The sequence below is a fragment of the Neisseria sp. HMSC065D04 genome (assembly GCF_001815675.1).
Lineage (GTDB): Bacteria > Pseudomonadota > Gammaproteobacteria > Burkholderiales > Neisseriaceae > Neisseria.
In genome coordinates this window covers 1-21,603 of the sequence record NZ_KV821500.1, presented here as the reverse complement: position 1 = coordinate 21,603, position 21,603 = coordinate 1, and the positions used below count along the sequence as shown (strand labels likewise).

Genomic DNA, 21,603 nt, shown 5'->3' with positions numbered 1-21,603 from the left:
ATTTTTCAGACGACCCATCACCATCATCCTACAAGGTCGTCTGAAACCCGTTAATCCGTAATGGAAACCTATGAATTTTATCCGTTCCGTCGGGGCGAAAACCCTCGGCTTTATTCAATCTCTCGGCAGTATTACGCTGTTTCTGCTGAACATTCTGGCGAAATCCGGTACGGCTTTCGTCCGTCCGCGCCTGAGCGTGCGCCAAGTGTATTTTGCCGGCGTGCTGTCGGTGTTGATTGTTGCCGTCTCAGGGCTGTTCGTCGGCATGGTTTTGGGTTTGCAGGGCTATACGCAGTTGTCGAAATTCAAATCCGCCGATATTTTGGGCTATATGGTCGCGGCTTCGTTGTTGCGTGAACTGGGTCCGGTGTTGGCGGCGATTCTGTTTGCCAGCAGCGCGGGCGGTGCGATGACCAGCGAAATCGGTTTGATGAAAACGACCGAACAGCTCGAAGCGATGAACGTGATGGCGGTCAACCCTGTCGCCCGCGTGGTTGCGCCGCGCTTTTGGGCGGGCGTGTTTTCCATGCCGCTTTTGGCTTCGATTTTCAACGTGGCGGGGATTTACGGCGCGTATTTGGTCGGCGTAACCTGGCTGGGCTTGGACAGCGGCATTTTCTGGTCGCAAATGCAGAACAACATCACGATCCATTACGATGTAATCAACGGTCTGATCAAATCCGCCGCGTTCGGCGTGGCGGTAACGCTGATTGCCGTGCATCAGGGCTTCCACTGCGTACCGACCTCGGAAGGCATTTTGCGCGCCAGCACGCGCACGGTGGTTTCGTCCGCCCTGACGATTTTGGCGATTGACTTTGTGTTGACCGCATTGATGTTTACGGATTGACAGGTCGTCTGAAAACGAAACAAAGAACATTGGATATTCAAGGAACTTTAATGAAAAAGAATGTATTGGAATTTTGGGTCGGACTGTTTGTCCTGCTCGGCGTGGCAGCGGTCGGCTTTCTCGCTTTCCGCGTGGCGGGCGGCGCGGCATTCGGCAATTCCGGCAAGACTTATACCGTATATGCCGATTTCAGCGACATAGGCGGCCTGAAAGCCAACGCGCCGATCAAATCTGCGGGTGTATTGGTCGGACGCGTCGGCGCCATCGAGCTTGACCCGAAATCCTATCAGGCGAAAGTCCGTCTCGATTTGGACAGCAAATATCAGTTCAGCAGCGACGTTTCCGCGCAAATCCTGACCTCCGGCCTGTTGGGCGAACAATATATCGGCCTGCAACAAGGCGGCGATACTGAACCCCTCGCCGCGGGCGATACCATTTCCGTTACCAGCTCCGCCATGGTTCTGGAAAACCTGATCGGTAAATTCATGACCAGCTTCGCCGAGAAAAACGCGGCGGGCGGCAACGATGCAGCAAAAACTACCGAATAAACGTACACCATCATATTGATACTAGGACACTTAATCATGAAAAAAACCTCTTTCATCAGCGCACTGAGCATCGGCATCTTGAGCATCAGCATGGCGGTTGCCGCCCCTGCCGACGCAGTGAACCAAATCCGTCAAAACGCCACTCAAGTATTGAGCATCTTAAAAAGCGGCGATGCCAACACCGCCCGCCACAAAGCCGAGGCCTATGCGATTCCCTATTTCGATTTCCAACGCATGACCGCGCTGGCAGTCGGCAACCCTTGGCGTACCGCATCTGACGCGCAAAAACAAGCGTTGACCAAAGAATTTCAAACCCTGCTGATCCGCACCTACTCCGGCACCATGATGAAATTCAAAAACGCCAACGTCAACGTCAAAGACAACCCCGTTGTCAATAAAGGCGGCAAAGAAATCATCGTCCGCGCCGAAGTCAGCGTACCCGGTCAAAAACCCGTCAACATGGACTTTACCACCTACCAAAGCGGCAATAAATACCGCGCCTACAACGTCGCCATCGAAGGCGCAAGCTTGGTAACCGTGTACCGCAACCAATTCGGCGAAACCATCAAAGCCAAAGGCGTGGACGGACTGATTGCCGAACTGAAAGCCAAAAACGGCAGCAAATAATGCAAAGATAAGTCATGCCGTCCGTTTTCAGACGACATGGCTTTCGCACACAATAACCTTCAGGTTTTATCATCCAAGATTAAGTTGACAAGACAGCCATGCAAACCGAACTTCGCGACGGCACGTTGCACATCAGCGGCGACATTACCGTCAAAACCTTGACCGCCGACGCCTTTACCCGCTTCAGGCAGCAATGTCGTCTGAAAGACACCCGCGCGGTCGATTTGAGCGGCGTCGGACGCGCTGATTCCGCCTGCGTGTCCCTGCTGCTTGACGCACTGCGCCGTCCGGACGGAAAAATCACCCTGCAAGGCATACCCGAATCCGTGCGTACCCTGTCCGAGCTTTACGAAATCAAAGACTGGTTAAACCCATGAAAAAAACCACCGCTTCACTCCTACTCCTCATCGGCATGGCCTCAACCCCCGCATTTGCCGAAACCAATCCCGCCGACCCCTACGAAGGCTACAACCGCGCCGTATTCAAATTCAACGACAAGGCCGACCAATACGTCCTCGCCCCCGTCGCACGCGGCTACCGCAAAATAACGCCCAAGCCCGTCCGCACCGGCGTGAGCAACTTCTTCAACAACCTGCGCGATGTCGTCAGCTTCGGCAGCAATGTTCTGCGCCTTGACGTCAAACGCGCCAGCGAAGACCTCGTCCGCGTCGGCATCAACACCACCTTCGGCCTTGGCGGTTTAATCGACGTAGCCGGTGCAGGCGGCGTACCCAGCAATAAAAACACCCTCGGCGACACCTTCGCCTCATGGGGCTGGAAAAACAGCAACTACTTCGTTGTCCCCCTGTTCGGCCCATCTACCGTACGCGATACCATTGGCAACGCCGTTACCACCGTCTACCCAGTTAAAAACGCCGTCTTCCACACCAGAGCAGGACGCTGGGGCACAATCGGCCTGCAGGCCATCAACACCCGTAAAGAACTGCTCGACCTGACCGACAGCCTCGAAGGCGCAGCCATCGACAAATACAGCTACACCCGCGACCTCTACATGAAAGTGCGCAGCCGCCAAACCGGCGGAACATTACCGCAAGGCGAGGATGACAATATCGACATCGACGAATTGGTGGACAGCGATCTGCCTGTTGAAACCGGGGCAGATGCCTCCAATACCTCTGTCGGCGAAACTGCCGACCTTTATTTATACACCCCTATCCAAACCGGCGCACCAGCCGATGATGCGGCAAACGATTAATCCGGTTCACATGCAAAAGGTCGTCTGAAACCTCTTTTCAGGGTTTCAGACGACCTTTTTCTATGCTGTTTTAGAGAATCATAAGTCTATTTGCGCGACTCACTACCAAGCCTGCGCCCCATCATATAGTGGATTAACTCTAAATCAGGACAAGGCGACGAAGCCGCAGACAGTACAGATAGTACGGAACCGATTCACTTGGTACTTCAGCACCTTAGAGAATCGTTCTCTTTGAGCTAAGGCGAGGCAACGCGCCGTACTGGTTTAAAGTTAATCCACTATAAAATCAGAATGACCGTTACAAAAAGGTCGTCTGAAAAATCGACTTCAACGGAAATTCCTATTTCCCATCCGTTGAATACCCGTTTTCAGACGACCTCTCAGGGTGGTTCAATCATTCAAAGTCAAACAACTATGCAGTCTCTGCACACCCGCCATCCGCGTATTTTCAATTTCATGCTGCTTAAAAACTTATCCGACTTGAGGCAGATTCCAATCAATCCAAAATATTAATGTGATACGGCTTTTAATTTTCTGATGACAATTCTTGATCTTCAAATTCCATACTTTCCGGATTTAGCTTCCAAACCGTCTTATCCTTAGAAGATATGGATTTTTTACCCTGATGAAATTCATAGCAGACCCTATCTGTTTTCAATACAAACTCCTTGCTGAGTTCAAATTCCATCACACACTTTCCCTGTGGCTTCAAGGACAAGGTATCTGCTACATGGTAACTCAGTATTCCATCTATTTTTTTAAAATTGAAGGGCGGGCGCAACAATTTTTTATTGTCATAGAATGATTCATATATCACATCTATCGAGCCTAAAGTTGGAAGGCCGGTATGGTCTTGACCTATGCTTCCATCCTTTCTATTGACCGGATAAATATCATATTTTTGTTCAACAATGCTATTTCCTTCAGATTCTTCCGATTCCCCATTAATGGCAACAACAAGCCATGCAAATGAATCATTATAGGGAATCACACCCAAAACTTTTGCATGCTCGGGGACACTTGTTGGAACAGCATATATATATTCTTTAACATCCTTTGGCGCCTTAATCTGATTCAAATCCAGAAAACCATTTGACAGTCTCGGGTAGGATTGAAACCAGGTTTTAGATGAAATAGGCAAGGTTAAACATTCTGCCTCTGCCAAATGCTTCTGTTCCTTAGGATAATTGATGTAGCACTTATCCTTGTCGGTTTTTTGGGACGATATGGCAGGCTCTTTTTTGCTGTTTTGATCAGCAAGTGTTTCTTGGGAAGCTGCCGGTCCGACGCCGCAAGCCGCCAAAGCCGTGAGTGAAAATACGAATAAGACTGCGCGGTTGAGTTGAGAAAAAATCATATCTTTCCTTAAATACCCATTCATTTTGGCTCAAGCCCTTTAAGATATGAAGAATGATAACATCCAATATGAATTTTCACCTACTCATCCACAGAAGTTTCTTCCCTTACCGACATAAACCTATTTTGCGGCAAAACCCGCTATTCTAAAATATAGTGGATTAACTTTAAACCAGGACGGCGTTGCCTCGCCTTATCTCAAAGAGAACGATTCTCTAAAGGTGCTGAAGCACCAAGTGAATCGGTTCCGTACTATCTGTACTGTCTGCCCGGCTTCGTCCTTGTCCTGATTTAAAGTTAATCCACTATATATGCGCGGCTTGGCTTGTTTGGATTCAATTTAAATCAGATGGGTAATCATGCGGCGGTTCGTCAGGGGGTAGAAAGCTGATTGGCTTGGTGTTTGGTGTGGGGCGAAACATTGCTGAGAGGCAAATTTGATGGACTGTATAGTGGATTAAAATAAAAATGAGACAAGGCGACAACGCCCGCCGTGTACGGGTAGTACATAAGGGCGTTGGCAACGCCGTATCATTGCAATTTTAATCCACTATATTTGGGAAAATTAAAGGTTTGGTTGGAACTTCTATGTTTGAAAAAATGTTTGTTTCAGACTTGTACAGCGTAATGCTGTATTGAGTCAGCTTGTCGAAGGTGCATTATTGGATTTTGCTCTTGTGAAAACGAAACGCGGTTTCTGCCGATGAGAAGCGTTTCATCATAAACGGCGTCGTTTTCAGACGACCTTTATGACCTATATAAAAAACGTCGTCTGAAATTTTCAGACGACGTTTTGTTGTCGGCAATCGATCAATATTTATTGATGTTGCTGTGGATATTGTATTGGTTGTGTTCCGTATCGTGGGAATCCTGCGGCTCGTTGCGGACATGCGGTTTGTCGTCAGACATGTTGTCCAAGTCGCGGCCGGGTTCGGATACGGTATCGCCGATGTTGATGCTGGTCAGGTTTTCCAAAATGATGGCGGACGAGAGATGTTCGCCGGTGCGGTATACCATAGCCAATGCGGTTTCTTCGGCAGGGATGGAAACATATTTAACGATGTTCTTACGGCCTTTTTTGCCTTCTTCCAAATCGACTTTCACTTGGCGGTCGCGTTTGTAAATGCTCAAGACCGTGCCTTTGTCCAAGCCGTCGGCGGAACCTTTGTTCAGGGTAACGGTTTGGAATTGTCCGGCTTCGTGTACGCCGTCGAGGATGGAGATGACTTTACCGTCGATGTGTTGCGTCGGTGCGTGTGGCATGATTTGGAAAGGCTCGGTTTCGCCGTCCATTTTCAGCAGGAAATCGCCTTTGCGGATTTCGGAAACGGCTTCTTCCACGATCATAGGCTGCGCGGTTTGGGTCGGTACTTTCGCCAGCGGGTGCAGGCGGGTGTAGTATTCGCCGTCTTTCAGGTATTTGCGGTCTTCGTCGGAAGCGGAGTCCAGCGCGCTGTTGGTGTAGGGTAGGGTGCTGACGATGCCGCTGAAGACGACTTCTTGTCCGAGGTATTTGCGGGTATCGGGATCGGTCAGGTCTTTGACGGCGCGGTAAACCAGATAGCGGCCGGGTTCGGTAACGCCGTAGGCGTACACGCGTTCGCCTTTGCTGTACATGATGCGGTTGTCAGGGCCGTCGATCAGGCGCGGTGCGTCTTGGGTCTTCATTTGGTCGATGAACTGCGGATGTTGCATGAACATGCGGTAGAAGTTCACGTTGACGGTTTGGATGCCGTAGCCTGAAGAGGTTTCGCGGACGCGCGGGCTGAGTTTGATGACCGGAATGCCGTCATTGCCTGCGGAGCCGTTTTCGAAGCCCAGTTGCGGGCGGCCGTTGACGTAGCGCAAAACCAACACCTGACCCGGATAAATCAGATGCGGATTGCGGATTTCGCCGCGGTTTGCGCCCCAAAGGCGGTTCCACTGCCACGGGCTGTACAGATATTTGCCGGAGATGCCCCAGAGTGTGTCGCCGTTTTTTACGACGTAGCGTTGCGGCGCATCGGGGCGCACTTTTAATGAAGCTGCTTGAGCGTGGGCGGAAATTGCCATGCCCGCGACACAAAGCAGGGTTATAATACGTTGTTGCATAACCGTTCCCCTTGAAATTGATTCGGTTTGTCTTTAAATGATAAACGGAGAAAATGAAATGGCCGGGAGTTTGCAAAAAACCGCCGTCCCCCTTTAAAAAACGTCAATAGGCGTTTCGTGCGCATTGAACAGAAATTCATTGACGCATATTTTATCATTGAATGTTAGTGTCATCACGGGAATTGTGAAGACAGGCGCAAAATTTGTATGAAAACACACACAATCTGCTGCCGGACGTGTTTGAATGCGCATCCCAAGTATTGAAAAACGAAGAGAAAATTATGGCTTTACTGAATATCCTGCAATATCCCGACGAGCGACTGCACACCGTGGCGAAGCCTGTCGAGCAAGTCGATGAGCGCATCCAAAAGCTGGTTGCCGATATGTTTGAAACCATGTACGAAGCGCGCGGTATCGGGCTGGCGGCGACGCAGGTCGATGTGCATGAGCGCGTCGTCGTGATGGATTTGACCGAAGACCGCAGCGAGCCGCGCGTGTTCATCAACCCCGTCATTGTTGAAAAAGACGGCGAAACCATTTACGAGGAAGGCTGCCTGTCCGTGCCGGGCATTTACGACACCGTTACCCGCGCCGAGCGCGTCAAGGTCGAGGCTTTGAACGAAAAAGGCGAGAAATTCACGCTGGAGGCGGACGGGCTGTTGGCGATTTGCGTGCAGCACGAGTTGGATCACCTGATGGGCATCGTTTTTGTCGAACGCCTGTCGCAGCTCAAACAGGGTCGGATTAAGACCAAACTGAAAAAACGTCAGAAACACACCATCTAAAAGCCAAATGATACGGTCGAACAGGTCGTCTGAAAGAGGGGAAGCGGCAGTAAGCCGTTGTTTTTCAAACTTTCAGACGACCTGTCGCAATGTTTGCCGTTGCGCTATATATAGTGGATTAACTCTAAATCAGGACAAGGCGACGAAGCCGCAGACAGTACAGATAGTACGGAACCGATTCACTTGGTACTTCAGCACCTTAGAGAATCGTTCTCTTTGAGCTAAGGCGAGGCAACGCCGTACTGGTTTAAAGTTAATCCACTATAGGTCGTCTGAAACCCATTTCCAAGGAGTTTCCCCATGAAAGTCATCTTTGCCGGTACGCCCGATTTTGCCGCTGCCGCCTTAAAAGCCATAGCCGCCGCCGGTTTTGAAATCCCGCTGGTGTTGACCCAGCCCGACCGTCCCAAAGGACGCGGGATGCAGCTTACCCCGTCTCCCGTGAAGCAGGCCGCGTTGGAACTGGGTTTGCGCGTGGCGCAGCCTGAAAAACTGCGCAACAACGCCGAAGCCCTGCAAATGCTCAAAGAAGTCGATGCCGACGTGATGGTCGTTGCCGCCTACGGACTGATTCTGCCGCAAGACGTGTTGGATACGCCGAAACACGGCTGCCTCAACATCCACGCCTCGCTGCTGCCCCGTTGGCGCGGCGCGGCGCCGATTCAGCGGGCGATTGAAGCGGGCGATGCCGAGACGGGTGTGTGCATCATGCAGATGGACATCGGCTTGGATACCGGCGATGTGGTCAGAGAACACCGTTACGCCATCCAACCGACCGATACGGCGAATGAAGTACACGATGCGCTGATGAATCTCGGTGCGGTGGCGATTGTTGCCGATTTGCAACAATTAAAAACAGAAGGTCGTCTGAAAAGCGTCAAACAGCCCGAAGAAGGTGTGACTTATGCGCAAAAATTAAGCAAAGAAGAAGCGCGTATCGATTGGAACGAAAGCGCGGCAGTGATTGAACGCAAAATCCGCGCCTTCAACCCCGTTCCCGCTGCATGGGTGGAATATCAAGGCAAGCCGATGAAAATCTGGCGGGCGGAAGTAGTCGCGCAACAAGGCAGGGCGGGCGAAGTGTTGTCCTGTTCGGCTGACGGCTTGGTTGTTGCCTGCGGCGAGAACGCGCTGAAGATTACCGAATTGCAGCCTTCGGGCTGCAAACGGATGCCGATTGCGGCATTTGCGGCAGGGCATAAGATTGAGGTTGGGACAGTTTTGTAGAAGCCGTTTGCAGACTGATTAATTTTCAGACGACCTTTCTTCTGATGATTCAGAGGTCGTCTGAAAATATCGGGCAGGGAAATGTTTGGTTTTGTTGAACTGACGACAAGATTCCCCACGTTTAGGAGCAGATCATGGCAGTGTTTGAAGTAGTCGAAGGCGATATTACGAAACTTGAAGTCGATGCCATCGTGAACGCCGCCAATGCCTCGTTGTTGGGCGGCGGCGGCGTGGACGGCGCGATTCACCGCGCGGCGGGACGGGAATTGTTGGAAGCGTGCAGAAAGTTGAACGGCTGCCGCACGGGCGAAGCGAAAATCACCCAAGGCTACCGGCTGCCGGCGAAATTTGTGATTCACACCGTCGGGCCGGTTTGGTTCGGCGGACACCGCAGCGAAGCGGTCAAGCTGGCGGAGGCATATCAAAATTCGCTGCTGCTGGCGCAAGAACACGGTATCCGCAGCATCGCCTTCCCCTGTATCAGCACGGGCGTGTACCGTTTCCCCGCCGATTTGGCTGCCGAGGCTGCTTTGGCGATTTTGAAAAAAACCTTGCCGCAGTGTCCGTCTGTCGAAAAAATCGTTTTCTGTTGCTATTCGCCGCAGGATGCCGAACGCTATCGGGCATTGTTGGAACGGGACGGGGCGGTCGTCTGAAAGTCCCGAATCAGACAAAACGGCAGATTAAATGTTTTCAGACGACCTCGGGCAAGCTTGAGGTCGTCTGAAAACAGAAAAGTCGGGCAGGCAGTCCGGCTTCTCATTAAGAGTCCATTAATCAAGAATCGATTAATCGTCGCAGTGGTTGTCGGTGTCCACTTTGATGACGCGGCCGCTTTGTGAGGAAACGTCCACATCGTATTCGGTACAGCCTCTGCGGATTTCGATTTCCCAGCGCCCGTCGCTGTGGTCGATGTCGGTAACGCGGCCGCCGCCGACGCGTTTCTTGGCGATTTTGACGGCTTGCGCTTGGGAGATGGCGCGGGAATGTTTGTGCGGTGCCGCCGCGGCGGTCAGGCTGCCGGAAACGAGTGCGGCGGAAACGGCAAGCAGGGAAAGGGCGCGTAAATTCATGATGAATCCTTATGTGTGTTGAAAAGAACGGACTATATGGATATTGTCATGAGCGGGCAATCGGATTAACACAATTTGAATCTTGCCCCGAACACCGCCCGAACCGCTTGTGCGGCGTTTACATTTTTAACGAACAAATCGAACCACAGCAGTCATTTAAGGAATTGAATTTATGAGTATGTCCCTCGCCCAAAAACTCGCCGCCGACAGCATTGCGGCGGTCGCCGAAGGGCGCAACCTTCAGGATGTGTTGGCGCAAATCCGCGCGGCGCATCCCGAGCTGACGGCGCAGGAAAACGGCGCGTTGCAGGATATTGCCTACGGCTGCCAGCGTTATTTGGGCAGTTTGAAGCATATGCTCGCGCAGATGCTGAAAAAGCCGATTGACAATCCGCAGCTCGAAAGCCTGCTTTTGGCGGCGATGTACCAACTGCATTACACGCGCAATGCGCCTCACGCCGTGGTCAACGAGGCGGTCGAGAGTATCGCGAAAATCGGGCGCGGGCAGTACCGTTCGTTTGCCAACGCGATTTTGCGGCGTTTTTTGCGTGAACGCGACAAGCTCGCGGCTTCGTGCAAAAAAGACGATGTGGCGAAGCACAACCTGCCGCTGTGGTGGGTGGCATACCTGAAAAACCATTATCTGAAACATTGGCACAACATCACCACCGCGCTGCAATCGCATCCGCCGATGACGCTGCGGGTCAACCGACGCCACGGCAATGCCGAATCGTATTTGGAAAAGCTGGCGGCGGAAGGGATTGTGGCTAAGGCGTTGGACGAATATGCGGTAACGCTGGAAGAAGCCGTGCCGGTGAACCGCCTGCCCGGTTTTGCCGAAGGGCTGGTGTCGGTGCAGGATTTCGGTGCGCAGCAGGCGGCGTATCTGTTAAACCCTAAAGACGGCGAACGGATTTTGGACGCGTGCGCCGCGCCGGGCGGGAAGACGGGGCATATGTTGGAACTGGCGGATTGTCATGTAACCGCTTTGGACATAGACGAAGGTCGTCTGAAAAGGGTGAAGGACAATCTCGACCGTTTGGGGTTTCAGACGACCGCTCTGGCTTGCGCCGATGCGCAGGACTTGGCGGCGTGGTATGATGGAAAGCCTTTCGACGCCATCCTTGCCGACGTGCCGTGTACCGCTTCGGGTGTGGCGCGGCGCAATCCTGACGTGAAATGGCTGCGCCGTCCGACCGATGCCGCCAAAACCGCCCGTCAGCAGGAGGCATTGCTGGACGCGCTTTGGCAAACCCTGACGAAAAACGGCAGAATGCTGCTGGCCACCTGCTCGGTGTTCGTCGAAGAAAACGACGTTCAGTTGCAAAAATTCCTCAACCGCCACGCCGATGCCGAGCTGATCGAGTCGCGTGTGCTTTTACCGAACAAACATCAAGATGGCTTTTATTACGCGCTTATCAAAAAGCAGTAAACGGCTGTTTGGAACGCTGTTGCTCGCCCTGTCGCTGAATGCGGCGGCGGAGGGCATCAGCGTGACCCGCTCCGAGGCGAAACTGACCGAAACCGGGCAGCTTTCCGTCAGCAGCCGTTTCCGCACCGATTTGCCCGACCAGCTCAAACAGGCGCTCCGGCAGGGCGTGCCGTTGAATTTCACTTTGAGCTGGCAGCTTTCTGCGCCTTCCATGCCGTCTTACCGCTTCAAGTTTGACCAGCTGCTCAACAGCGACAACACCATCCACTACAAACTTTCCTTCCATCCGCTGACCAACCGCTACCGCATAACCGTCGGCACGTTTTCCACCGAATACGACACGCTCGAGACCGCCTTGCGCGGCGTAGGGGCGGTCGCCAACTGGAAAGTGCTGTCCAAAGGCGCGTTAAGCGGCGTTGCAGCGAAAGACACACAAGCCGAAATCCGCCTGCTGCTCTCGACGGCGAAGCTGCCCAAACCCTTCCAAATCAACGCATTGACTTCTAAAAACTGGCACTTGGATTCCGGCTGGAAGTCTCTGACCATCTCTCAGGAGTAAACCATGCGCCGCTTTCTCCTGATTGCCGTGTTGGCGGCAGTGGGACTGCTCTACGGACTGACCATTGCAACGGGCAGCACCAGCCCGCTGGCGGAATATTTCTGGTGGATTATCGCTCTGTGTGCGCTGCTGATGCTGGTGTTGGCATCGGTTTTGACGCGCTACGTCCTGCTCCTCATGCGCGACAAAAGCAAGGGTGTGTTCGGTTCGCAGATTGCGCGGCGGCTGTCGGGGATGTTTACGCTGGTGGCGGTATTGCCGGGCGTGTTCCTGTTCGGCATTTCCGCGCAGTTCATCAACGGCACGATTAATTCGTGGTTCGGCAACGATACTCACGAAGCCCTCGAGCGCAGCCTGAACTTGAGTAAATCCGCGCTGAATCTGGCAGTGGACAACGCCGTCAGCAACGCCACGCCGGTGCAAATCGACCTGATCAGCACCGCGTCTGTGGACGGCGATTTGGGCAAGGCGCTGAAAAATGCCGCCAAATCGGGCGGCTTTACCCAGCTTTCGCTCTACGACGTCAAAACCCATAAAACCGAGAAAAGTGTCAATCCGCTGAAACTAAACCAACCCGAACTCGACAAAGAAGGATGGGAGAAGCTGGAGCAGACCGGCTCGATACGCAGTTTGGAAAACATAGAAAATGTCTTGTACGCGCAAGGCTGGATGCTCATCGGCGCGCACAACGGACGCGATTACGCCTTGTTTTTCCGCCAGCCCATCCCGCAGGATGTGGCGCAAGATGCGACGCTGATTGAAGCGGCGCGGGCAAAATACGCCGAATTGAGCTACACCAAACAAGGCCTGCAAACCTTCTTCTTGGCGACTTTGCTGGTTGCCGCGCTGTTGGCGATTTTCCTTGCCTTGGTGATGGCGCTGTATTTCGCCCGCCGCTTCGTCGAGCCGGTATTGTCGTTGGCAGAAGGCGCAAGGGCGGTGGCGCAGGGCGATTTCAGCCAGAAACGCCCCGTGTTCCGCAACGACGAATTCGGCAGGTTGACCCAGTTGTTCAACCACATGACCGAACAGCTTGCCATCGCCAAAGAAGCCGACGAGAACAACCGCCTGCGCGAAGAAGCGGCGCGCCACTATCTCGAATGCGTGTTGGAAAGCTTGACCACGGGCGTGATTACTTTGGATGCCGAAGGTCGTCTGAAAACCTTCAACAAAGCCGCCGAACGGATTTTGGGCATTGAATTGGTGCCGCTGTGGGGCAGCAACTGGCACGACTGGCGCGGACAATCGCCGCAGCAGACCCTGCTTGCCGAAGTGTTTGCCGCCATTGAAGAAACCGCCAATGCCGCCAAGCCCGTCCAAGTCGAATACGCCGCCCCCGACGATGCGCGGATTCTTTTGGGTAAAGCCACCATCCTGCCCGACGACAACGACAACGGCGTGGTAATGGTGATTGACGACATCACCGTCCTCATCCGCGCCCAAAAAGAAGCCGCTTGGGGCGAAGTGGCGAAACGGTTGGCGCATGAAATCCGCAATCCGCTCACGCCTATCCAACTTTCCGCCGAGAGATTGGCATGGAAATTGCATGATAAATTGGACGAACAACACGCCCAAATCCTCAGCCGTTCGACCGACACCATCGTCAAGCAGGTGGCGGCATTAAAAGAAATGGTCGAAGCCTTCCGCAATTACGCCCGCGCCCCGTCGCTGAATTTTGAAAAACACGATTTGAACCGTTTGGTCGAAGAAGTGTTGCTGCTGTACGAGGGCGGGGCGTGCCGCTTTGTTCCGAACTTGTCCGACAAGCCGCAGCCGATTTCCGCCGATACCACCGCCATGCGGCAGGTGTTGCACAATATTTTCAAAAACGCGGCAGAGGCGGCGGAAGAGGCAGAAGTTCCGCAAGTGAATGTCAGCGTCGGTGAAGATAACGACGGACAGGTTTTATTGACCGTTTGTAACAACGGCAAAGGTTTCAGCAAGGAAATGCTGCATAATGCCTTCGAGCCGTATGTTACCGACAAGCCGACAGGTACGGGACTGGGATTGCCCGTTGTGAAGAAAATCATCGAAGAGCACGGCGGCCGCATCAGCCTGAGCAATCAGAACGAAGGCGGCGCGTGTGTGAAAATAGCCTTACCCCGATTGGTAGAAACTTATGCGTAGCAGTGATATTTTAATTGTAGATGACGAAGTAGGTATCCGCGACTTGCTCTCGGAAATCCTCCAAGACGAAGGTTATTCCGTGGCTTTGGCGGAGAACGCCGAAGAGGCGCGCCAACTGCGCCACCAAACCCGTCCCGCCATGGTGTTGTTGGACATCTGGATGCCCGACTGCGACGGGATTACCCTGCTCAAAGAGTGGGCGAAAAACGGGCAGCTCAATATGCCCGTAGTGATGATGAGCGGACACGCCAGCATCGACACCGCCGTCGAAGCCACCAAAATCGGCGCGCTCGATTTTTTGGAAAAACCGATTGCCCTGCAAAAGCTGCTCTCTACCGTCGACCGCGCCCTCAAACACGGCGAAATGCAGATGGCGGCGGGCTTGTCCTTCGACAAACTCGGCAACAGCCCCGCCATTCAAGAATTCAAGCAACAACTTGAGCCTGCCGTGAAAAAAAGCGGACCCGTGCTGCTCAGCGGCGAAACCGGTTCGCCGTTTGAAATCGTTGCCCGTTATTTCCACAAAAGCGGCACGCCTTGGGTCGGACTCAGCCGCGTCGAACTCATTGCCGATGCGCCATTGGAGCTGCTGCAAAAAGCATCGGGCGGCACGCTTTATCTCGGTGATGCCGCGCAGTACAGCAAAAACATCCAAAACGGCATCAGTTTCATCCTCGGCAAGGCAGACCGTTACAACGTGCGCGTTATCGTCGCCGGCAGCCACGCCGCCGATGAAAGCCCGGCAGACGCCATTGCCGATGCCAAGTTGTCCGAACTGCTTTCCGGCAACGTCATCAGTATCCCGCCGTTGCGCAGCCAATCCGAAGACATCGCTTTCTTGGTCAACCAAGTCATGACCGAATTGGCGGACAGCGAAAAAATCCAGCCCGTCAAATTCAGCAACGGCTCGCTGACTGTTCTCTGCCAATACAACTGGCCGGGCAATTTCGACCAGCTCCGCAGCGTCGTGAAAAACCTGATGCTGGAGGCGGACGGACAGGAAGTCCACGAGCAGGCGGTCGTTGCCGCATTGGGGCAAAAACGGGCGACAGTCGCCACTGAAATCGTCGGCGGTTTCAACTTCAATATGCCTTTGCGCGAACTGCGTGAAGAATTGGAGCGCCGCTATTTTGAGTACCACATCGCTCAAGAAGGGCAAAACATGAGCCGTGTCGCCCAAAAAGTCGGTCTGGAGCGCACACACCTCTACCGCAAACTCAAACAATTAGGCATCAGCGTTTCCCGCCGCAGCGCAGCGGAAAAAGCAGAAGAGTAGGGCGGTAGTAGGATAAGAGGTCGTCTGAAAGCATACGGTACGCCGCGGTATGTTTTCAGACGACCTTGTTTGCCATCAACACGCCCGTTTTTGTCGAATAACCAACTCACTTTTGAGGCAATGTGCGACAACCATTCAAATGACAGATTTTCTTGCCGTATCGTGTAGAATATAAAAATATTACAAAAGTTACTAACGGGCTGCCGGCTGTTTGGCAGCATCCGCATGACGGTGAACAGGTACGAAACCGGAATCAGGCGCGGGAACGCCGTATCGGTTTAAAGTTCGTCGGCTTTATCGTTAAATACTGACATTTATCCGTTTTCAGACGACCTCCCGAACAAAGGTCGTCTGAAAACAACAAGGGGACACAATTGATGACGGAAAACGACCGCCTTGCCTGGCTGCAACTGGCGTTTACGCCTTATGTCGGCGCGGAGGGCTTCTTGCTCCTGCTGCAACGTTTCGGCAGCGCGAAAGCCGCGCTGGATGCTCCTGTGGAGCAAATTGCCACGATAGTGCGCCACAAGCAGGCAGCCGAATCTTGGCGCAACGGCGAAAAACGGGCGTTGGCGCAAAAAGCTGCGGAAGCGGCATTGCAATGGGAAAAGCAGGACGGCTGCCGTTTGTTGCTGCTGCAAGATGATGATTTTCCCGAAATGCTGACGCAGGGCATTACCGCGCCGCCGGTTTTGTTTTTGCGCGGTAACGTGCAACTGCTGCACAAACCTTCCGCCGCCATTGTCGGCAGCCGCCATGCCACGCCGCAGGCGATGCGGATTGCCAAAGATTTCGGCAGAGCGTTGAGCGAAAAGGATATTCCCGTCGTGTCGGGTATGGCTTCAGGTATCGACACCGCCGCCCATCAAGGCGCGTTGCAGGCGGGCGGCGGCACCATCGCCGTATGGGGGACGGGCATAGACCGCATTTACCCGCCGTCCAATAAAAACCTTGCCTATGAAATCGCCGAAAAAGGATTGATTGTCAGCGAGTTTCCTTTGGATACGCGGCCGTTTGCGGGCAACTTTCCGCGCCGCAACCGCCTGATTGCCGCGTTGTCGCAGGTTACGCTGGTGGTTGAAGCCGCGTTGGAATCCGGTTCGCTGATTACCGCCAAGCTGGCGGCGGAGATGGGACGGGAGGTGATGGCGGTGCCCGGTTCGATAGACAATCCGCACAGCAAAGGCTGTCATAAGCTGATTAAAGACGGCGCGAAATTGGTGGAATGTTTGGACGACATCCTTCACGAATGTCCGGGGCTATTGCAAAATGCGGCAGTTCCATCATATTCTATAAATAAGAAAAACAAAAAAACGGAAAAACGCACTGCCGTCAGAGAGACGTCGTCTGAATCTGTTTTGCCGTTTTCAGACGACCTTCATGTCCGAAAACAGCCGGCGCAAGCCAATACGGTTGCCGCGCCGACAGCGGAAGACGAGCTGCTGGACGCCATGGGTTACGACCCCGTGCATCCCGATATATTGGCGCAGCAAACCGCATGGGCGGCGGCAGACGTTTACGCCCGACTGCTGGAGTACGAACTCGACGGCATCGTCGCCGCCTTGCCGGGCGGACGCTATCAGCGCATAAAAGCATAATTGATTCATTCATTAAGGAACCAGCATGACAGAAGTCATCGCCTATCTCATCGAACACTTCCAAGATTTCGACAACTGCCCGCCGCCGGAGGATTTGGGCCGCCTGTTGGAAGATGCGGGTTTTGACGTAACGGAAATCGGCAATACGCTGATGATGATGGAAGTGTTGTTCAACACGTCCGAATTCGCCGCCGCGCCGTTCGACAGCCATGCCCTGCGCGTGTATTGCAACGAGGAAGTGGAAAACCTGCCGCAGGAAGTCATGGGGCTGATGCAGTATTTGGTTGCCGAACGCGCCATCACTTACGAGCAGCGCGAAATCGTCATCCACGCCCTGATGCACATCCCGCCCGAAGAAATCACACTCGATACGGCGAAAGTGCTGGTGTTGCTCTTGTTGTGGGCGCACAAAAGCGAATTGCCCGTCTTAATCGGCGATGACCTGATGGGCGCGCTCAACGGCAAAGCGACCATGCATTAAACCTTTTCAGACGACCTTTTGACGCAGCTTGTTCAGAAAGGTCGTCTGAAACGCATCATCCAATACATTAAAAGAGAACAAACAATGGCGAAAAACCTCTTAATCGTCGAATCACCGTCCAAAGCCAAAACCCTGAAAAAATACCTTGGCGGCGATTTCGAAATTCTGGCCTCCTACGGCCACGTCCGCGACCTCGTCCCCAAAAACGGTGCCGTCGATCCCGAACACGACTTCGCCATGAAATACGAGCTGATCAAACGCAACGCCAAACACGTCGATGCGATTGTCGCGGGAGCCAAAGAAGCCGAAAACATCTACCTCGCAACCGACCCGGATAGGGAAGGCGAAGCGATTTCCTGGCATCTTTTTGAAATCCTCAAATCCAAACGCGGTCTGAAAAACATCAAGCCGCAGCGTGTCGTGTTCCACGAAATCACCAAAAATGCCGTGCTCGATGCCGTCGCCAACCCGCGCGAAATCGAAATGGACTTGGTGGATGCGCAACAAGCCCGCCGAGCTTTGGACTATTTGGTCGGTTTCAACCTCTCGCCATTGTTGTGGAAAAAAATCCGACGCGGTTTGAGTGCGGGCCGTGTGCAAAGTCCCGCCCTGCGTTTGATTTGCGAACGCGAAAACGAAATCCGTGCCTTTGAAGCGCAGGAATATTGGACGGTGCATCTCGACAGCCACAAAGGCCGCAGCAAGTTCACCGCCAAACTCGCCCAATACAACGGCGCGAAACTCGAACAATTCGACCTGCCGAACGAAGCCGCGCAAGCCGACGTGTTGAAAGAACTCGAAGGCAAAGAGGCCGTCGTTACCGCCATCGAAAAGAAAAAGCGCAGCCGCAATCCTGCTGCGCCGTTCACCACTTCTACCATGCAGCAGGATGCCGTGCGCAAACTCGGCTTCACCACCGACCGCACCATGCGTACCGCCCAGCAGCTTTACGAAGGTATAGACGTAGGGCAGGGCGCCATCGGTCTGATTACCTATATGCGTACCGACAGCGTGAATTTGGCCGATGAAGCGTTAACCGAAATCCGCCATTACATCGAAAACAAAATCGGCAAAGAATATCTGCCGAGTGCCGCCAAACAATACAAAACCAAATCCAAAAACGCTCAAGAAGCCCACGAGGCGATTCGTCCGACTTCCGTGTACCGCACGCCCGAAAGCGTCAAACCCTTCCTGAGCGCAGACCAGTTCAAACTCTATCAAATGATTTGGCAGCGCACCGTCGCCTGTCAGATGACGCCCGCCAAATTCGACCAAACCACCGTCGATATTACCGTCGGCAAAGGCGTATTCCGCGTAACCGGACAAGTGCAAACCTTCGCAGGCTTCCTCAGCGTTTACGAAGAAAGCAGCGACGATGAAGAAGGCGAAGACAGCAAAAAACTGCCCGAAATGAGCGAAGGCGACAAATTGCCCGTGGACAAACTCTACGGCGAGCAACACTTCACCACCCCGCCGCCGCGCTACAACGAAGCCACGCTGGTTAAAGCCCTCGAAGAATACGGCATCGGCCGCCCCTCGACTTACGCCAGCATCATATCCACGCTCAAAGACCGCGAATACGTTACCCTTGAGCAAAAACGCTTCATGCCCACCGATACGGGCGACATCGTCAACAAATTCCTGACCGAACACTTTGCCCAATACGTCGACTACCACTTCACCGCGAAACTTGAAGACCAGCTCGACGAAATCGCCGACGGCAAACGCCGCTGGATTCCCGTGATGGACAAATTCTGGAAACCGTTCATCAAGCAAGTGGAAGAAAAAGAAGGCATCGAACGCGCCAAATTCACCACGCAGGAACTCGACGAAACCTGCCCCAAATGCGGCGAACACAAACTGCAAATCAAGTTCGGCAAAATGGGCCGCTTCGTCGCCTGCGCCGGCTATCCCGAGTGCAGCTACACGCGCAACGTCAACGAAACTGCCGAAGAAGCCGCCGAGCGCATCGCCAAAGCCGAAGCCGAACAGGCAGAACTCGACGGGCGCGAATGCCCAAAATGCGGCGGACGGCTGGTGTATAAATACAGCCGCACCGGCAGCAAATTCATCGGCTGCGCCAACTACCCCAAATGCAAACACGTCGAGCCGCTGGAAAAACCCAAAGATACCGGCGTCCAATGCCCGCAATGCAAAAAAGGCAACCTCGTCGAGCGCAAATCCCGCTACGGCAAACTGTTTTACAGTTGCAGCACCTATCCCGACTGCAACTACGCCACTTGGAACCCGCCCGTCGCCGAAGAATGCCCGAACTGCCATTGGCCGGTCTTGACCATCAAAACCACCAAACGCTGGGGCGTGGAAAAAGTCTGCCCGCAAAAAGAATGCGGCTGGAAAGAGCAGATTGAACCGCCTGCACCGAAAGAGTGAGATTAGGTTGGTTTGAAAGAGAAAAGGTCGTCTGAAAAATTTTCAGACGACCTTTTCAGTTTCATTAAGAAGGGATTTAACGCCTTGCAAAAACCAGTGTGGCAAGAAAGAATAAACTGACTATCAAAGCAACGGTTTTGCCGATCAAGGGCAGGCAAAAGACGAACCAAAGCAGACCGCGCCCCAAGTTCGGAATCAATCCCAAGTGGCGGTAATATTCGTCAAAGAAATGGGCGTGGGCGGTGAAGGCAATCACGCCGCCGATATAAACACCCAAAAAAATTTTCCAAAGCGGCATTGTCAGCCATCCATATTTTCATTAAGTATTATGGTTAATAGACTGAAAAAACGGTGGGAAAGTTCTAATGGCGAACGTAAGCGACCTTTTTATTTGAGAAAATATTTTATAATTTATAAAATTTTGTAAGTTTACCATCATAAAAAATAAATTTTTGCGATGGGTAGATTTGTTTTCATGCGGCCTTAAATGAAAAAAAAACGCTGCTGTATAATCGCTGCTTTGTCATTCTTTAGAGGTCGTCTGAAACTGTCGGACGATCCGTTTTAATTATGAGTAAACACAGCAAACATTCAAATCAAGTCCGTATCATCGGCGGGCAATGCAGGGGACGGAAACTGGTTTTTGCAGATGCGGACGGTCTGCGTCCAACGCCTGACAGTGTCCGCGAAAAACTTTTTAATTGGCTGGGTCAGGATTTGACCGGTCTGAATGCGTTGGATTTGTTTGCCGGAAGCGGCGCGTTGGGATTTGAGGCCGCGTCCCGTAACGCGAAGAGGGTGGTGCTGGCAGATAATAATCGCAAAACTGCCGATATGCTGCGGCAAAACGCCAGAGCATTGGGTTTGGATAAACTGGAAATCCTCAATACCGATGGCCTTGCGTATCTGCAGAGGTCGTCTGAAAAGTTTGATGTGGTCTTTTTGGATCCGCCGTTTGCGTGGCGGGATTGGGAAAATTTGTTTGCTTCTTTGAAAAACAGCTTGAAAAACGGGGCAATGGTCTATATTGAAGCAGGGGAGCTGCCCGATTTCCCCGAGTGGCTGGAGCCTTATCGCGAAGGACGGGCGGGTAAGAGCGGTTTTGTGCTCTTGCAGTTTGTCCAAGTAGCTGAATAGTAAGAGATTTGAGAATCATTACCAGGGTGTAAACATTCGCCTAAACGGATTGTTTTTGACGCGTTTGTGCTATAATCCGCGCCCAATCGGTTTTGATAATTTAAATGAAAAAGGAAAAGAAATGTCGCTCTTTATTACAGATGAGTGCATTAACTGTGACGTTTGCGAGCCGGAGTGCCCCAATGACGCCATCTCGCAAGGCGAGGAAATTTACGAAATCAACCCTAATTTGTGTACGCAGTGCGTAGGCCATTACGATGAGCCGCAATGTCAGCAGGTATGCCCCGTGGACTGCATCCTGATTGATGAAGAGCATCCGGAAACGCACGAAGAGCTGATGGCAAAATACGAAAAAATCATTCAGTTCAAATAAATTCTTTTTTAAAGCAATAAATTGAGTGATTTTAAGAAAACAAAATTAAAAAAGAACTTGACGAAAATCTGAGTCACGAATAAACTTGCGTTCTCTTTTGGTGGGATTCCCGAGCGGTCAAAGGGGGCAGACTGTAAATCTGTTGCGAGAGCTTCGAAGGTTCGAATCCTTCTCCCACCACCAAATTCCAATGTGTTGGAGCATTGATGCAGTAAGTCTGCGGGTGTAGCTCAATGGTAGAGCAGAAGCCTTCCAAGCTTACGGTGAGGGTTCGATTCCCTTCACCCGCTCCAATAGTCTATTGGCCCATGTAGCTCAGGGGTAGAGCACTCCCTTGGTAAGGGAGAGGCCGGCAGTTCAAATCTGCCCATGGGCACCAAATACCATTTTCTCAGTATTTTAAAGATAGGAAATTTGCCATGGCAAAGGAAAAATTTGAACGTAGCAAACCGCACGTAA

The 21,603-nt window shown here is 52.7% G+C and carries 22 protein-coding genes and 3 tRNA genes; 20 read left to right on the top strand and 5 right to left on the bottom strand.

Translation table 11 applies throughout. From position 1 onward, the window contains the following. Positions 1–70 precede the first annotated feature (70 nt). From mlaE to HMPREF3050_RS05120, 5 genes are all read left to right on the top strand, one after another. Complete coding sequence (mlaE, locus tag HMPREF3050_RS05140; protein WP_003760565.1) at positions 71–847, top strand: lipid asymmetry maintenance ABC transporter permease subunit MlaE; 777 nt, start codon at positions 71–73, stop codon at positions 845–847. A 50-nt stretch (positions 848–897) separates the two neighbouring features. Then, positions 898–1,395 (top strand): outer membrane lipid asymmetry maintenance protein MlaD, encoded by a 498-nt coding sequence (gene mlaD, locus HMPREF3050_RS05135; RefSeq protein ID WP_070773819.1) that lies wholly within the window; start codon positions 898–900, stop codon positions 1,393–1,395. 36 nt (positions 1,396–1,431) lie between these two features. Continuing rightward, on the top strand, positions 1,432–2,022 hold the full coding sequence (locus HMPREF3050_RS05130; RefSeq protein WP_070773817.1) for an MlaC/ttg2D family ABC transporter substrate-binding protein: 591 nt from the start codon (positions 1,432–1,434) through the stop codon (positions 2,020–2,022). A 98-nt stretch (positions 2,023–2,120) separates the two neighbouring features. Beyond that, a complete protein-coding gene (locus HMPREF3050_RS05125; RefSeq protein ID WP_009312676.1) occupies positions 2,121–2,399 on the top strand; it encodes an STAS domain-containing protein in 279 nt (92 codons plus the stop codon). After that, positions 2,396–3,238, top strand: coding sequence for an MlaA family lipoprotein (locus HMPREF3050_RS05120; protein WP_070773815.1), 843 nt, complete (start codon positions 2,396–2,398; stop codon positions 3,236–3,238). The genes HMPREF3050_RS05125 and HMPREF3050_RS05120 overlap by 4 nt, the downstream gene beginning before the upstream one ends. Before the next feature lie 526 nt (positions 3,239–3,764). On the opposite strand, the gene HMPREF3050_RS05115 is transcribed toward HMPREF3050_RS05120, so the two are convergent. Beyond that, entirely contained in the window at positions 3,765–4,595 is an 831-nt protein-coding gene (locus HMPREF3050_RS05115) for a hypothetical protein (RefSeq protein ID WP_070773813.1), read from the bottom strand. Positions 4,596–5,404: 809 nt separating this feature from the next. After that, positions 5,405–6,685, bottom strand: coding sequence for a LysM peptidoglycan-binding domain-containing protein (locus HMPREF3050_RS05110; RefSeq protein ID WP_009312686.1), 1,281 nt, complete (start codon positions 6,683–6,685; stop codon positions 5,405–5,407). Positions 6,686–6,966: 281 nt separating this feature from the next. Between HMPREF3050_RS05110 and def the strand changes: the two genes are divergently transcribed. The 3 genes from def to HMPREF3050_RS05095 all read left to right on the top strand — a co-directional run bounded on the left by def (position 6,967) and on the right by HMPREF3050_RS05095 (position 9,353). After that, a complete protein-coding gene (gene def / locus HMPREF3050_RS05105) occupies positions 6,967–7,470 on the top strand; it encodes a peptide deformylase (RefSeq protein WP_070773846.1) in 504 nt (167 codons plus the stop codon). 300 nt (positions 7,471–7,770) lie between these two features. Continuing rightward, entirely contained in the window at positions 7,771–8,697 is a 927-nt protein-coding gene (gene fmt / locus HMPREF3050_RS05100) for a methionyl-tRNA formyltransferase (RefSeq protein ID WP_070773811.1), read from the top strand. 134 nt (positions 8,698–8,831) lie between these two features. Then, positions 8,832–9,353 carry an O-acetyl-ADP-ribose deacetylase gene (locus tag HMPREF3050_RS05095; protein ID WP_070773809.1) on the top strand — a complete coding sequence of 174 codons (522 nt, stop codon included), beginning with the start codon at positions 8,832–8,834 and terminating at the stop codon, positions 9,351–9,353. Here HMPREF3050_RS05095 and HMPREF3050_RS14590 read toward each other — a convergent pair. Then, positions 9,314–9,460: a hypothetical protein gene (locus HMPREF3050_RS14590; RefSeq protein ID WP_168166258.1), complete on the bottom strand. Its 147-nt coding sequence runs from the start codon at positions 9,458–9,460 to the stop codon at positions 9,314–9,316. The genes HMPREF3050_RS05095 and HMPREF3050_RS14590 overlap by 40 nt on opposite strands. Positions 9,461–9,485: 25 nt before the next feature. Beyond that, positions 9,486–9,770: a PepSY domain-containing protein gene (locus HMPREF3050_RS05090; protein WP_070773807.1), complete on the bottom strand. Its 285-nt coding sequence runs from the start codon at positions 9,768–9,770 to the stop codon at positions 9,486–9,488. 172 nt (positions 9,771–9,942) lie between these two features. Here HMPREF3050_RS05090 and rsmB point away from each other — a divergent pair, with 172 nt between their 5' ends. From rsmB to topA, 7 genes are all read left to right on the top strand, one after another. After that, a complete protein-coding gene (rsmB, locus tag HMPREF3050_RS05085) occupies positions 9,943–11,202 on the top strand; it encodes a 16S rRNA (cytosine(967)-C(5))-methyltransferase RsmB (protein WP_070773805.1) in 1,260 nt (419 codons plus the stop codon). Then, positions 11,168–11,761, top strand: a complete 594-nt coding sequence (locus HMPREF3050_RS05080) for a DUF4390 domain-containing protein (protein WP_003742625.1) — start codon at positions 11,168–11,170, stop codon at positions 11,759–11,761. The genes rsmB and HMPREF3050_RS05080 overlap by 35 nt, the downstream gene beginning before the upstream one ends. A 3-nt stretch (positions 11,762–11,764) precedes the next feature. After that, positions 11,765–13,888, top strand: a complete 2,124-nt coding sequence (locus tag HMPREF3050_RS05075; protein ID WP_003760528.1) for a sensor histidine kinase — start codon at positions 11,765–11,767, stop codon at positions 13,886–13,888. Then, a complete protein-coding gene (locus HMPREF3050_RS05070) occupies positions 13,881–15,164 on the top strand; it encodes a sigma-54-dependent transcriptional regulator (RefSeq protein ID WP_003763191.1) in 1,284 nt (427 codons plus the stop codon). The genes HMPREF3050_RS05075 and HMPREF3050_RS05070 overlap by 8 nt, the downstream gene beginning before the upstream one ends. Positions 15,165–15,541: 377 nt before the next feature. After that, entirely contained in the window at positions 15,542–16,762 is a 1,221-nt protein-coding gene (gene dprA, locus HMPREF3050_RS05065; RefSeq protein ID WP_070773803.1) for a DNA-processing protein DprA, read from the top strand. A 25-nt stretch (positions 16,763–16,787) separates the two neighbouring features. Continuing rightward, positions 16,788–17,243 carry a Smg family protein gene (locus tag HMPREF3050_RS05060; protein ID WP_003742632.1) on the top strand — a complete coding sequence of 152 codons (456 nt, stop codon included), beginning with the start codon at positions 16,788–16,790 and terminating at the stop codon, positions 17,241–17,243. A gap of 84 nt (positions 17,244–17,327) precedes the next feature. Beyond that, positions 17,328–19,634: a type I DNA topoisomerase gene (gene topA / locus HMPREF3050_RS05055; protein WP_009312695.1), complete on the top strand. Its 2,307-nt coding sequence runs from the start codon at positions 17,328–17,330 to the stop codon at positions 19,632–19,634. 76 nt (positions 19,635–19,710) lie between these two features. Here topA and HMPREF3050_RS05050 read toward each other — a convergent pair whose 3' ends face one another. Next, positions 19,711–19,932, bottom strand: coding sequence for a hypothetical protein (locus tag HMPREF3050_RS05050; RefSeq protein WP_003760517.1), 222 nt, complete (start codon positions 19,930–19,932; stop codon positions 19,711–19,713). Positions 19,933–20,204: 272 nt separating this feature from the next. Here HMPREF3050_RS05050 and rsmD point away from each other — a divergent pair, with 272 nt between their 5' ends. From rsmD to HMPREF3050_RS05025, 5 genes are all read left to right on the top strand, one after another. Further along, a complete protein-coding gene (gene rsmD / locus HMPREF3050_RS05045; protein ID WP_039410333.1) occupies positions 20,205–20,771 on the top strand; it encodes a 16S rRNA (guanine(966)-N(2))-methyltransferase RsmD in 567 nt (188 codons plus the stop codon). A gap of 121 nt (positions 20,772–20,892) precedes the next feature. Continuing rightward, positions 20,893–21,144, top strand: a complete 252-nt coding sequence (locus HMPREF3050_RS05040; RefSeq protein ID WP_003679513.1) for a YfhL family 4Fe-4S dicluster ferredoxin — start codon at positions 20,893–20,895, stop codon at positions 21,142–21,144. Between the two features lie 99 nt (positions 21,145–21,243). Then, a tRNA-Tyr gene (locus HMPREF3050_RS05035) sits at positions 21,244–21,327 on the top strand. Between the two features lie 36 nt (positions 21,328–21,363). Continuing rightward, positions 21,364–21,437, top strand: a tRNA-Gly gene (locus tag HMPREF3050_RS05030). Positions 21,438–21,448: 11 nt separating this feature from the next. Beyond that, positions 21,449–21,523: transfer RNA gene (locus tag HMPREF3050_RS05025), tRNA-Thr, on the top strand. The last annotated feature ends 80 nt before the right edge of the window (positions 21,524–21,603 follow it).